This window comes from Comamonas testosteroni (genome assembly GCF_030505195.1).
GTDB classification, from domain to species: domain Bacteria; phylum Pseudomonadota; class Gammaproteobacteria; order Burkholderiales; family Burkholderiaceae_C; genus Comamonas; species Comamonas testosteroni_G.
In genome coordinates, this window is record NZ_CP129672.1 from 4,772,351 (window position 1) to 4,785,427 (window position 13,077).

General features: G+C 62.8%; 12 protein-coding genes. 7 read left to right on the top strand and 5 right to left on the bottom strand.

All coding sequences use genetic code 11. The features are described from left to right. Positions 1–7 precede the first annotated feature (7 nt). The 4 genes from ssuD (at position 8) to QYQ99_RS21965 (ending at position 4,213) form a co-directional block, all read left to right on the top strand. On the top strand, positions 8–1,231 hold the full coding sequence (gene ssuD, locus QYQ99_RS21950; RefSeq protein WP_302090002.1) for an FMNH2-dependent alkanesulfonate monooxygenase: 1,224 nt from the start codon (positions 8–10) through the stop codon (positions 1,229–1,231). Between the two features lie 10 nt (positions 1,232–1,241). Beyond that, on the top strand, positions 1,242–2,087 hold the full coding sequence (gene ssuC, locus QYQ99_RS21955; protein ID WP_302090003.1) for an aliphatic sulfonate ABC transporter permease SsuC: 846 nt from the start codon (positions 1,242–1,244) through the stop codon (positions 2,085–2,087). Between the two features lie 112 nt (positions 2,088–2,199). Continuing rightward, positions 2,200–3,210 (top strand): ATP-binding cassette domain-containing protein, encoded by a 1,011-nt coding sequence (locus tag QYQ99_RS21960; RefSeq protein WP_302090004.1) that lies wholly within the window; start codon positions 2,200–2,202, stop codon positions 3,208–3,210. Between the two features lie 70 nt (positions 3,211–3,280). After that, entirely contained in the window at positions 3,281–4,213 is a 933-nt protein-coding gene (locus QYQ99_RS21965) for a CysB family HTH-type transcriptional regulator (protein WP_302090005.1), read from the top strand. 3 nt (positions 4,214–4,216) lie between these two features. Here QYQ99_RS21965 and QYQ99_RS21970 read toward each other — a convergent pair whose 3' ends face one another. After that, on the bottom strand, positions 4,217–4,537 hold the full coding sequence (locus QYQ99_RS21970; protein WP_302090006.1) for a hypothetical protein: 321 nt from the start codon (positions 4,535–4,537) through the stop codon (positions 4,217–4,219). A gap of 40 nt (positions 4,538–4,577) precedes the next feature. On the opposite strand from QYQ99_RS21970, the gene QYQ99_RS21975 reads away from it, so the two are divergent. Further along, positions 4,578–4,793 (top strand): TOBE domain-containing protein, encoded by a 216-nt coding sequence (locus QYQ99_RS21975; protein ID WP_003053517.1) that lies wholly within the window; start codon positions 4,578–4,580, stop codon positions 4,791–4,793. Positions 4,794–4,972: 179 nt separating this feature from the next. Here the strand turns inward: QYQ99_RS21975 and putA are convergent, their stop codons facing one another. After that, entirely contained in the window at positions 4,973–8,821 is a 3,849-nt protein-coding gene (gene putA / locus QYQ99_RS21980; protein WP_302090007.1) for a trifunctional transcriptional regulator/proline dehydrogenase/L-glutamate gamma-semialdehyde dehydrogenase, read from the bottom strand. Positions 8,822–8,936: 115 nt separating this feature from the next. On the opposite strand from putA, the gene QYQ99_RS21985 reads away from it, so the two are divergent. Both QYQ99_RS21985 and QYQ99_RS21990 read left to right on the top strand, forming a co-directional pair. Then, positions 8,937–9,413, top strand: coding sequence for an Lrp/AsnC ligand binding domain-containing protein (locus QYQ99_RS21985; protein WP_302090008.1), 477 nt, complete (start codon positions 8,937–8,939; stop codon positions 9,411–9,413). 197 nt (positions 9,414–9,610) lie between these two features. Further along, positions 9,611–11,155: a methyl-accepting chemotaxis protein gene (locus QYQ99_RS21990; RefSeq protein ID WP_302090009.1), complete on the top strand. Its 1,545-nt coding sequence runs from the start codon at positions 9,611–9,613 to the stop codon at positions 11,153–11,155. A 108-nt stretch (positions 11,156–11,263) separates the two neighbouring features. On the opposite strand, the gene QYQ99_RS21995 is transcribed toward QYQ99_RS21990, so the two are convergent. The 3 genes from QYQ99_RS21995 to QYQ99_RS22005 are packed head-to-tail and all read right to left on the bottom strand — an operon-like array spanning position 11,264 to position 13,051. Continuing rightward, positions 11,264–11,740, bottom strand: coding sequence for a DUF2269 family protein (locus tag QYQ99_RS21995; protein ID WP_003075194.1), 477 nt, complete (start codon positions 11,738–11,740; stop codon positions 11,264–11,266). Further along, a complete protein-coding gene (locus QYQ99_RS22000) occupies positions 11,737–12,174 on the bottom strand; it encodes a DoxX-like family protein (RefSeq protein ID WP_302090010.1) in 438 nt (145 codons plus the stop codon). Before QYQ99_RS22000 ends, QYQ99_RS21995 begins: the two co-directional genes overlap by 4 nt. Next, entirely contained in the window at positions 12,167–13,051 is an 885-nt protein-coding gene (locus QYQ99_RS22005) for an NAD-dependent epimerase/dehydratase family protein (protein WP_302090011.1), read from the bottom strand. Before QYQ99_RS22005 ends, QYQ99_RS22000 begins: the two co-directional genes overlap by 8 nt. Between the last annotated feature and the right edge of the window lie 26 nt (positions 13,052–13,077).

Here is a 13,077-nt window from a genome sequence, read left to right on the forward strand (position 1 = left end):
TTTCGTCATGCAAGTGTTCTGGTTCATTCCCACCCATGGTGATGCCCGCTACCTGGGCAGCAGCGAAGGCGCACGCCAGCTGAGCCATGACTATGTCAAGCAGGTGGCCGTTGCGGCCGACAGCCTGGGTTACGAAGGCGTGCTGATTCCCACGGGCCGCTCCTGCGAAGATCCCTGGGTAGTGGCGTCCAGCCTGTTGCCCGTCACCAAGCGCCTGAAGTTCCTGGTGGCCGTGCGTCCCGGTCTGCATCAGCCCAGCCTGGCTGCTCGCATGGCAGCCAGCTTTGACCGCCTTTCCGGCGGGCGGCTGCTGATCAATCTGGTTACCGGCGGCGATCAGGCTGAACTGGAGGGTGATGGCGTGTTTCTCGATCATGCGACACGCTATGAACAATCGGCGGAGTTCATCGAGATCTGGCGCGAGATTCTGGCGCGCAGCCATGAGGGCAAGTCGCTGGATTTCAAAGGTCGGCATCTGCAGGTCAAGGGTGCCAAGCTGCTGTTCCCGCCACTGCAAAAACCCTATCCACCCGTGTATTTCGGCGGCTCTTCGCCTGCCGCTCACGAGCTGGCGGCAGAGCAGGTCGATGCCTATCTGACTTGGGGCGAGCCGCCGGCCGAAGTCGCCAAGAAGATTGCCGATGTGCGCGAGAAGGCCGAGCGCCGTGGCCGCAAGGTCAAGTTCGGCATCCGTTTGCATGTGATCGTGCGCGAGACCGATGAAGAAGCCTGGGCCGACGCCGAGCGATTGATCAGCCGCCTCAAGGACGAGACCGTGGTGCAGGCACAGGCCGCATTTGCGCGCATGGATTCCGAAGGCCAGCGCCGCATGGCCCAGTTGCATGCGGGCGGCACCAAGCGCAGCCGCAAGGACCTGGAGATCAGCCCCAATCTATGGGCCGGCGTGGGTCTGGTGCGTGGCGGTGCGGGCACGGCCCTGGTGGGCAGCGCCCAGGCTGTGGCCGACCGCATCAAGGAATATGCCGATCTGGGCATAGACACCTTTGTGCTCTCGGGCTACCCGCATCTCGAAGAAGCCTATCGCTTTGCCGAGCTGGTCTTCCCGCTGTTGCCGGTCAATGTGCAGGAAAAGCTGGGCGGCGGCAATCCGGGTGGCCCGTTTGGAGAAACCGTGGCCAATCTGTACTCGCCGCGAGCCGCCGCTTCGGGAGCCGTCGCTTCGGCAGCCTCCGCTTCGGAGCGCGAGCAGGTCCGAGTATCGCAAAGCTGAAGGAGTGTATATGAGTGATGTTCAAACGCTGACCTTGCAATCCGCTGCCCAGCCTGCAAGACCGCCGGTGCCGCGCCTGGAGCTGCTGGCGCGTCAGTTCGCTTTGCGGCTGCTGCCCTGGCTATTGCCTGTCGCACTGATCGCTGCCTGGCAGGCCGCATCGGCCTATGGCTGGCTGTCCACACGGGTGCTGCCCGCACCGCTGGATGTGTTGCGTGCAGCCTGGGCTCTGGCAGAGTCGGGCGAGTTATGGACCCATGTCAAGGTCAGTGCCGGGCGTGCGCTGGCAGGGCTGGCCATTGGCGGCAGCCTGGGCTTGCTGCTGGGTCTGCTCACAGGCTCGCTGCGCTGGGCCGAGACGCTGCTCGATTCCACGATCCAGATGGTGCGCAACATCCCGGCGCTGGCGCTGATTCCGCTGGTCATTCTGTGGTTCGGCATCGACGAGTCGGCCAAGCTCTTCCTGATCAGCATTTCGGTGTTCTTCCCCATCTACCTCAATACCTTCCACGGTATCCGCAATGTGGACCCGGGGCTGATCGAGATGGGACGCAGCTACGGCCTCACGCGCTGGCAGCTGTACCGCGACATCGTGTTGCCGGGAGCGTTGTCTTCCATTTTGGTGGGCTTGCGTTTTTCGCTGGGGCTGATGTGGGTGATTCTGATCGTGGCCGAGACCATCTCGGCCCAGGCAGGCATCGGCTACCTGACCATGAATGCGCGTGAATTTCTGCAGACCGATGTGGTGCTGGTGGGCATCTTGCTCTACGCAATCCTGGGCAAGCTGGCCGATGTGTTTGCCCGTTCGCTCGAGCGCTGGTGGCTGCGCTGGCATCCTAGCTATGGAGCCCCCTGAGCCGCATTGCGGCTTCCCCCAGGGGACGACAGCCTCGCTGCGCGGCGGCGCTTGCTCGCTGTCACGCGCATGTGCTGGGCCAGTTTTGAACAGACAAAGACGGGAGTGGGTGATGAGCAGTTTGTGGAATCGTTTGACGCAGTCGCTGGTGAGTGCTGGTGCCTTGAATGCACGTCAGCCGCTGGTGGCATGGGAGGCATCCTGGGACGAGGCCGAGGCCTTGCAGGCTAGCGGCCAGCTGTGGCACAAGGCCGAGGATGCGGAAGAGGAAAAAAAGGACAGCAGCCAGCGGCCGGACGCGCAGCAGAAAGAGCAGACCGAGGGCGCGCAGGGGGTGCATTTACAGACACGGCAGCTGACCAAGCGCTATGGCGAGCGTGAAGTGCTCAAGCAGGTGCAGCTCGATGTTCAGCCCGGCGAGTTCATCGCCATCGTTGGGCGCAGCGGCTGCGGCAAGTCCACCTTGCTGCGCCTTGTGGCAGGGCTGGAAGAGGCCAGTGCTGGGCAGCTGCTGATCGATGCGGGCGATGCGCGCGAACAGCGCCGGCAGAACAGGGATACGCGCATCATGTTTCAGGACGCGCGTCTGCTGCCCTGGAAGCGGGTGCTGGACAACGTGATTCTGGGGTTGCCTGATTCGGCTCGCGAGCGCGGCCGCAAGGTGCTGGCGCAGGTGGGACTGGCTGAGCGCGAAAACGAATGGCCGGCGCGGCTGTCTGGCGGCCAGCGCCAGCGCGTAGCCCTGGCCCGTGCCCTGGTTCACCAGCCGCGACTGCTGCTGCTCGATGAGCCGCTGGGCGCTCTTGATGCGCTGACGCGCATCGAGATGCACCGCCTCATCGAAGGTCTGTGGCGCAGCCACGGCTTCACGGCCTTGCTGGTCACGCACGATGTGCAGGAAGCCGTGGCCCTGGCCGACCGCGTGGTGCTGATCGAGGATGGGCGCATTGCGCTCGACGAGCGCATCGATTTGCCGCGTCCGCGTGTGCATGGCGATGCCCGCTTTGCTGCGCTGGAGACGCGCATTCTGGATCGCGTGCTGCAAAAGCCAGAATCCGGGCAGGTGTCCGGGCCGAGCAATTGGCTTGGCGTGCCGGCAACGGGCTTGCGCTGGGCCATCTGAGGCATACAACGACAACAAAGAGAAACAGGCGGCCGACGCAGAAGGAAATTGCGCCGGCGGCTATCAAGATATGAATTTTCAGCAACTGCGTTCGGTTCGTGAAACCGCAAGGCGTGGCTTCAATCTGACCGAAGTGGCGGCCATGCTCCACACCTCGCAGCCCGGCGTGAGCCGGCAGATTCGCGAGCTCGAGGAGGAGTTGGGCATCGATATCTTTGTGCGCGCCGGCAAGCGTCTGACGGGCTTGACGCCGCCGGGCACGGCCTTGCTGCCCATTGTCGAGCGCATGCTGCTCGAAGCCGACAATCTGCGTCGCGCGGGCGAGGACTTTCACGCCAGCGAGCGCGGCGGTCTGTCGATTGCTGCCACGCATTCCCAGGCACGCTATGCCTTGCCCCAGGTGGTGCGCGATTTCCGCAGGCTCTACCCCCAGGTTTCGCTGCATCTGCATCAGGGCTCGCCACGCCAGGTGGCCGAGATGCTGCTCTCGGGCGAGGCCGATATCGGCGTGGCCACCGAGGCGCTGGGCAGTTATGAGAATCTGGTGACTCTGCCTTGCTACCGCTGGTCGCACAGCGTGGTCGTGCCGCCCGGCCATGAACTGCTCGATGCAGAAGGAGCACTGACGCTGCAAGCGCTGGCGCGCCACCCCATCATCACCTACGAGCAGGGTTACACGGGGCGTGCCCATATCGACAAGGCGTTTGCGGCGACCGGGCTGGTGCCTGATGTGGTGCTTACCGCCATGGATGCCGATGTAATCAAGACCTATGCGGAGCTGGGCATGGGTGTGGGCATCATTGCCTCCATCGCCTTCGATGCCGAGCGCGACCGCCATCTGCGCGCTATCGATGCTCGCCACCTGTTTGAGGTCAATCTCACGCGCCTGGCACTGCGCCGCGATGCCTGGCTGCGTGGCTATGCCTATGCCTTCATCGAGAGCTTTGTGCCTACGCTGACGCCTGAGGTGGTGCGTGCGGCACTGCAATCTGTCAAAGACTGAATTTCAACTCGGACTTCCCGAAAGAGCTTCAAGCCCCCGGGTATTGCACTGCACGGGGCGAATATGCAGCAGGGGCCGGCACAGGTGGTGCTCTATGTCTCGAGCTTTTTGCACAGCCATATCGTGGTGATGGGCGTCTTTGTCATCCGCTCGATCGGGCTGTTGTTCGATGCCTGGCCGCGCAGGCGTTGTGCCACGCAGGCTCGTGCCACGGTATGGACGCTGATTTTCATAAGATGTTTTTGGTATAAAAATTTTTATTTTTATTCTTTTGAGTTTTTTGGAGAAGGTTTCAGAATCGTTTTCATGCAGTGCAGCAAACACTGTTTTCAAAACCTTTCACGACTTCTCAGGAGAATTTTGTATGTCCATTCAAGCCATCAACGTACGCAATCAGTTCAAGGGCAAGGTCAAGGAAATCATCCGCGGTGACGTGGTCTCGGAAGTGGATGTGGAAACGCCCTGGGGCATCGTCACTTCGGTGATCACCACGCGCTCAGTCAATGACCTGGGTTTGGCGGTGGGCTCGGAGGTGGTAGCTCTGGTCAAGTCCACAGAGGTGTCCATCGCCAAGCTGTAAATCTCATTGACTCTCAAAGAGCACCCAGCGCAGGTACTGCTTGCGCTGGGTGCTTTCTTTTGTACTGTCTGCGGCTTCGCGCCTAGTCTCAATAGCAGACCTGCGGTTTGCTGGGTGGTGTTAACGGCTCTGAGGGGCGTGGTGAGTATCGGGCGCACAGCGTCTCAGGGGGTTTTTGCCTATTCCAGCGTCATCAATGCCGCATTGCCGCCCGCTGCCGCCGTGTTGTGCGACAAAGCTCGTTCATGCCAGAGCCGTTCCAGCCGAACGGGCTGGCCTGCCACACAGCGTGTGGGCAGTATCAACGGGCCGGGGCGCCTTGCCAAGGCCTGCGCCCAGCGTAGAAATTGAGGGTCGTCGCATTCCAGCAGTGCTGAATCCATGGGTTCGGTTTGCGCAATTTCCTCGATTCTCAGCCCGGCAGGCAGCAGCAGCACATGGCGGCGCAGTGGCTCTGGCAGCTCGCCGTGAACTGCGGTGCCTAGCGGGCCGGGTGCCCATAGCGGTTGCGAGCCGCAGGCCAGTGCGGCCGCCAGTTGCTGCAGCAGCATGGTTCTTTCCTGCGCCAGGCACAGTGTGCGCGGCTTGCCAAGCAACTGGTAGAGATTGCGCTCGCCTGTGGGGCCGGGCAGTAGGCGCACAGCATGCAGATCGGGCAGGGCCGATTGCAGGCGCTCGCAATCGCGGCTGACGATGGCCTCACCATACTGCCTGGCCCAGTGGCCCAGCTGCCGCAAGGCGGTCGCCGCTGCTGCCGTGACGGGCGTGGCATTGGCCTGTGCCTGCCCGGATTGATGCAGCAGCAGACTGAGCAAACGCAGGGGCGAGCCGGGTGTCTGCTGCAGGCGCGGAAGATACAGGGGACCGCCGGCCTTGGGACCGGTGCCCGACAGCCCCTCGCCGCCAAAGGGCTGAACACCGACTACGGCCCCCACCATATTGCGATTCACATACAGATTGCCAACATGTGCCGCCTGGGCGACCTGCTGCACGGTTTCGTCGATGCGCGTGTGCAATCCCATTGTCAGGCCGTAGCCCAGGGCGTTGATGCGCTCCAGCAACTGCGGCAACTCGCGCCTTTGATAGCGCAGTACATGGAGTACGGGGCCGAAGACTTCGCGTTTGAGCTGATGCAGATCGGGCAGCTCGATCAGCGTGGGTGCCACAAAATGCCCTTGTGCGGCAGTTTCAGGGCTCAGGGGCGATTGGTGGATGCGCAGACCCAGAGCCCTGAGTCTGGCGATATGCCGCTCGATACCCGTCTTGGCGTCGGCATCGATCACGGGCCCCACATCGGTGGCCAGTTCGGCCGGGTTGCCGCAATGCAGCTCTTGCATGGCACCGCGCAGCATGGCCAGCAGCCGGTCGGCGCAGTCGTTTTGCACACACAGCAGGCGCAGAGCCGAGCAGCGCTGGCCCGCGCTGTCAAAGGCGGATGCAGCAATGTCCTGAACGGCTTGCTCGATCAGGGCGGATGAGTCCACCAACATGGCGTTCTGACCGCCCGTTTCGGCCACCAGCACCACAGGCTGGCCGTCGGGGCGCAGCCTGGCGGCGGTCTGCAGAGCCAGCAGTCGCGCCACCTCGGTGGAGCCGGTGAACAGCACACCTGACACGCGCGCATCGGCCACCAGCGCGGCGCCCACGGTCTCGCCCCGGCCGGGCAGCAGCTGCAGAACGTCTGGCGCAATGCCGGCCTGATGCAGCAGGCGCACGGCTTCAAGGGCGATCAGCGGGGTCTGCTCGGCGGGCTTGGCCAGCACTACATTGCCAGCGCTCAAGGCGGCTGCGACCTGGCCGGTGAAGATGGCCAGTGGAAAATTCCAGGGGCTGATGCAGACTACGGGGCCTATGCCGGGGGCGAGCAGATCCGCATCGGCCTGCCGCTGAATCTGAGCCGCGTAATAGCGCAGAAAGTCCACGGCCTCGCGCACCTCGGACACGGCATTGGCTGCAGTCTTGCCGGCTTCGCGCATCAGCAGGCTCATCAGCGGCTGCATCTGCGTTTCAAAGAGCTCGGCTGCAGTCTGCAGCAGACTGGCACGCAGCTCGGCCGGGGTGGATTCCCACGCAGGCTGGGCCTGTGCGGCTGCCTGCATGGCCTGCTGAATCTGTGCGGGCCCGGCATCGCTGACATAGCCCAGCAGCTCCTGATGGCTGGCCGGGTTGGTTATGGCTGTGCCGATGGTGTCGGCGGCATGCACGGCATGGACACCTTGGCGAAGTTGTGCGGGCCTGCTTTGCGCAAGCGCTTGAGACAGAGCGCTCAATACACCGTCATCGCTCAGGTCCAGACCTGAGGAGTTGCGGCGCTGCTCACCCAGCAGATCGCGCGGCAGCACTATACGGGGGTGGGGCAGGCCTATGTCATCGCCTGCAAGAAGTGCCTCCACCCCGGCTCGGGTTTGGGGACCCGGTTGGCCCTCAGCCCAGGTTTGGTCTGCCGGGGCTGCTATCAAATCAGAGATAGGCCAATCGGGGTTGGCGATGCGGTGCACGAATGAGCTGTTGGCGCCGTTTTCCAGCAGGCGGCGCACCAGGTAGGCCAGCAGTGTCTCGTGCGTACCCACGGGAGCATAGATGCGGCAGGGGCGGCGTGCGGCCTTGTCCTCGGCCTCGACCACATGCAGGTAGAGCTGCTCGCCCATGCCGTGCAGGCATTGAAACTCGTAACGTCCGGCGCTGTAGGGCTGAGCACCAGCCAAGGATTCGATGCTGGCCACGGTCTGTGCGTTATGGGTGGCGAATTGCGGGTAGATGGCGCTGGGGGCGGCCAGTAGCTTGCGAGCGCAGGCAATATAGGCCACATCGGTGTGGTGCTTGCGGGTGTAGACCGGGTAGTCGCTCAGACCGTCGATCTGGGCGCGTTTGATTTCGCTGTCCCAGTAGGCGCCTTTGACCAGGCGCACCATCAGGCGGCGCTCGCTGCGACGGGCCAGGTCGATCAGATAGTCGATCACATAGGGGCAACGTTTTTGATAAGCCTGAATCACAAAGCCCAGGCCGCTCCAGCCTGCCAGGGCAGGGGCGTGGGCCAGCTGTTCCAGCAGGTCCAGCGACAGCTCCAGGCGGTCGCCTTCTTCGGCGTCGATATTGAGCCCTATGTCGTAGCTGCGTGCCAGCTCGCACAGTTGCAGCACGCGCGGCAGCAGCTCGGTCATCACGCGTTGCCATTGTGCGCGGCTGTAGCGCGGGTGCAGGGCGCTGAGCTTGATGGAAATGCCCGGCCGTTCATAGACGCTCTTGCCGCCAGCGGCCTTGCCGATCGCATGAATCGCATTCACATAGGACTGCATGTAGCGCTGTGCGTCCTCGGCCGTGAGTGCGGCCTCGCCGAGCATGTCGTAGGAATAACGAAAGCCTCGGGCCTGCAGCTCGCGAGCGCGCTCCAACGCCTTGGAAATGGTCTCGCCCATCACAAACTGCTCGCCCATCAGGCGCATGGCCATGTCCACGCCCTTGCGCACCAGCGGCTCGCCGCCCCTGGCTGTGATGCGTTTGAGCGCCGCGAGCAGGCCAGACTCGCTATGCGTATCGACCAGCTTTCCGGTGACCACCAGTCCCCAGGCGGCAGCATTGACAAAGAGCGAGGGGCTCTTGCCCAGATGAGCCTGCCAGTCGCCGCCGCGCAGCTTGTCGCGGATCAGTGCGTCGCGCGTGGCGGCATCGGGTATGCGCAGCAAGGCCTCGGCCAGACACATCAGCGCCACGCCTTCCTGCGAGGACAGAGAGAACTCCTGAAGCAGGCCTTGTACCAGCCCCTGGCGCCCCGCGCTGGCGGGTTGGGCGCGCAGCTGCTCGACCAGGTTTTGTGCATGGGCAGCGACCTGGGCAGCCTGGGCGGGCGGCAGCGTGGCTGCAGGCAGCAGCCGTGCCACGGCATCGGACTCGGCCATGCGGGTGGCGCAACTGATGGCTTGACGCAGTTCATCGGCAGGGCGGCTGGAATCTGGCAGCGCAGTGAAAGTCGGCATGTCTGTGCAGGTGTTGTAGAGCCTGGACGCGAGCGGGTGCGCGGCCTTCACCATGTTCACAGCTGCATTGCATGCGGCTCGGGCGCAGCTGTCTACATAGGGAAAATCATTGCTGGTTTGTCGAAAAATGAATCACTATATTGAGTGAATTAAAAAGAGGAATTCACCAATGATCGAGGCTTCAGAAGTGGATATCGACAGGATTGATCGAAAAATACTGGCAATTCTGCAAACCGATGGGCGCATCTCCAATCTGCGCCTGGCAGAGCAGGTGGCGCTGTCGCCCACAGCCGTACAGTCCCGCGTGGCCCGGCTTACGCGCGATGGTTACATCCTGGGCTACGAAGCGCGGCTGAACCCGCAGAAGCTGGGCGTGGGCATGACGGTGTTTGTCGAGGTGCTGCTGGATCGGACCACGCCCCATGTGTTTGACGAGTTCAAATCTGCCGTGCTCGCCTATCCGGCCATCATGGAATGCCATATGGTGGCAGGCGGTTTTGACTATCTGCTCAAGACCCGCATGGCCGATATGGCTGCTTATCGTGACTTTGCGGGTCGGGTGCTGTGGCAGCTTCCGGGCGTGCGCGAGACCAGAACCTATGCGGTGATGGAGGAGATCAAGGACGATGCGCGGCTGCCTCTGTAGGAGAAAAGCGCGTTTGAATGAAGGTCTCGGAGCCCTATATCTGCATTGACGCGGGCTAGCAACAACTGCTTTTCCAGGAGTGGGTGGGTTGCCCAAAACATGTAAATAATTGATACACACAGAGGTGGTCGCCGCAGCGTGGGCTGCGGCACAAAGCTGTGCAGTTTTTCTCGATTAATGACCAAAAAGCGGCATCTATGAGAGTCAATGCACCAGTGACCCAGCGGGAGTACAGCTTTGATGAGCATGCAACTCTGATGTCCACCACGGACACGGAGAGCTACATCAAATATGCCAATCAGGCGTTCATGGAGGTCAGCGGCTTCGAGCCGCAGGAGATCCTCGGCCAGACGCACAATCTGGTGCGCCACCCGGACATGCCCCCGGCTGCTTTTGCCGACATGTGGGCCACCCTCAAAAGCGGCGAGCCCTGGAGTGCACTGGTCAAGAACCGGCGCAAGAACGGGGACCACTACTGGGTTCGGGCCAATGCCATTCCCATCATCCGCAATGACAAGGCCAAGGGCTATATGTCGGTGCGCACGCAGCCTGAGCGCAAAGAGGTCGAGGCGGCGCAAAAGCTGTATGAGTCCATGCATGACAAGGGCGCTGCCGCTCCCGAGTTGCACAAAGGCATAGTCTCCAAGAAGGGGCTGGGGAAGGTGCTGTCGATCTGGCGGCACATGGGGGTGCGCTGGCGCATTCGCCTGAACTCCCTGGCCTTGTGGAGCGCCCTGATACTTGGCACCTGGCTGCTGGGTCAAAGCCAGATGCAGTTTTTGTCGATGGCGGCCTTCATGACGGTGGCGCTGATGGTGATGACCCTGTTGCTGGAGAGCCAGTTCGCCACGCCGCTGGAGCTGCTCAAGCGTCAGTCGCTGAATGTGGCAACCGGCAACAACCGGCAGACCGAATACTTGCAGCGCACGGATGAGATCGGCACCACGCTGCGCACGGTCAACCAGATCGGTCTCATGTTTCGCTGGCTGGTGGACGATGTGAATCAGCAGGCGCTCAATGTTCAGCAGGCCTGTAACGAGATCGAGCAGGGCAACAGCTATCTGCACGGGCAGACCGAGCAGCTGGCGGTGAATGTGGCCCAGACTTCGGCGTCCATGGAGCAGATCACGGCCCGGGTTCAATCCAGCGCCGATACGGCACAAAAAGCCGGTGTGCTGGCCAGCGAAGCCAGCGCGGCGGCCTTGCGCGGGGGGCAGTCCATGGATCAGATCGTCTCCACCATGGAGTCCATCACGGCCAACTCCCGCCGCATTGCCGACATCGTCGGCGTGATTGACAGCATTGCGTTTCAAACCAATTTGCTGGCGCTGAATGCGGCTGTGGAAGCCGCCCGCGCGGGCGAGCATGGCAGGGGGTTTGCCGTGGTTGCCGGTGAGGTGCGAGCCCTGGCTCAGCGCAGCGCCGATGCAGCCAAGGAGATCAAGACGCTGATTCAGGCCAGCACGGCCACCATCGAGGCCGGCTCTTTGGTGGTCGGAGATGCGGGGACCAACATTGGTGAGATCGTCTCCCAGGCGCGCAGCGTAGCGGACTTCATTGCCGAGATCAGCAAGGCCACGCGTGAGCAGAGCGAGGAGATCAGCCAGGTCGGCAAGTCGGTGGCGGACATGGACTATCTGACGCAGCAGAACGCGCAGTTGGTGACCCAGGGGGCGCAGGCGTCCAGCAGCATGCAATGGCAGGTGAAAAATCTCGTGGAAGCGATTGGCGTGTTTCGATAGCTGATGAGTCGCAGAAGGCTGAGACGGCATGGCCGCTATCGTTGCAATGAGCGGGCGGCCGTCTTTCCTGATGAGCGAGATGCGCGCGAGCCGATCGTGGCAGGCGCTTCAGCCCCAGAGCGCCGGCTTGTTCACCATCAAATAGTAGGTGCCGGCCATGGCCACAAAAGCGGGGTAGCCCAGAGCTTCCCAGCGCAACTGATACTGCCGGAAAAGCGGTGGCAAGGCCTGGCTCTGGCTGTGGGCCTGAGTGGCCAGGGCCGCCATGCGCATCTGCAACCAGACTACGGGCAGCCAGCAGATGCCAGCCAGCGCATACAGCCCCAGAGAAAGTGCGAGCCAGGGAGTGGTGAGCGGCCAGCCTGCCAGATGCGCCATGGCAATGCCCGTAATCGGTTGAATGAAGACGCAGGGAGTAGTGAACCACCAGTCGGCCCGTACCACCAGGCGGCTGACCACGGCCTGGGCGGCGACCGAGCCACTGCGGTTTGCGAAAAACATATAGAAGGCCGAGCCGAGGCCGGTGCCGACCAGCAGCACGCTGGAGAGGATATGCAGTGTCTTGAGCAACAGATAGGTATTCATGATTCAAGCCTGTTGGACGAGTTGCCTGTTTGCAGCAAGAACCACAGCATGGCGGCGATGGGCAGGTTCTTGAGCAGCGGACCCAGAGGGTGCAGCCACAGCGTGGGCTGAAGAGCCGTGCCGATCACGGTCATGGCCGTCATCAGCAGCAGGGCGCTCAGGTAGATGGCGCGGCCGGGGCGCAGCAGCAAGGCCAGACCCAGAGCCAAATCGGCCAGCAGGCCGGACCAGATGAGCAGTGCCTGCCAGCGTGCGTCGCCAATGCCGCCCTGGTCCAGCAGGCGGGCACCTTCGTGGTTGAGGCCTGAGAGTCCGAGATAGTCCAGCGCGCTGACTACAGCCGTGCCCAGCCAGACGACGACCAGACTGGCGTGCATGAATCTGGCCGCTTGCTTTTGCGGGTTGGCTCTGCTGCCGTTTTGCAACTCAGGCATGGCGGCGGCCTTCCTTGGGCAAGGTGGCCAGCATGGCATCCGGAGCCACGGGGGCGCGCCCCAGCAGCGAGGCCAGGGTCTGAGGATCGGTGACGTTGTCGTTTTCCAGCAAGGCCATGGTTTCGCTGCACCAGGGCAGGGCTGGTATCTGGTCTCCGACTCTGGCACTGCCCTTGCTCATCCAGTCTGGCAGGGCATGCACCGAAGCCGGGCCGTAACCCATCTGGGCGCGCAGGCTGGCGATAAAGGCCTCTGTCGAAAGCGGCTGGGGGCCGCCGATTTCGACGATACCCTCGCAGGTGTCCGATGTCGCCATATGCGCGAGCACTTCGGCGAGATCGCGCACGGCCACGGGCTGAATCTGGCTGCTTCGCATGAGCTCGGGCAGCAGCAAAACGGGCAGTCTGGCCAGATTCAGAAACAACTGGCTGCTGGCACCGCCCGCGCCAAAGATGATGCTGGGGCGCACGACAACGGGCTTGAGCAGCGCTTGCCTGCCCAGCGCCAGCAAATGTTCGTCGGCCGCGCGCTTGGTGCTTGCGTACTGGGTGCCGCTCTGATCGGCCCCCAGCGCCGAGACCTGAACCACGCGGCGCACGCCAGCCTGGGCGCAGGCATCAAACAGCGCGATGGGTGCCAGAGAGTGCAGGGTCTGCAGATCCTGGCCGGGCTTGTCGCGCAGAGCACCGACGGCGTTGATGACGGCGTCGATGCCATGCAGATGCTCAAGCCACGCTTCGGTTGTCGTACAGGCGCTGAAGTCCAGAGGCGGCTGGCTGTGGCGGCTGCGCACCACGGGGTCGTGGTCCAGCAGGGCCAGCGCATTCACGATATGTCGGCCCAGAAAGCCTGTGCCGCCGCAGATCAGAACTCGCATACGCTACTCCTTTGCAATTTTCTGCC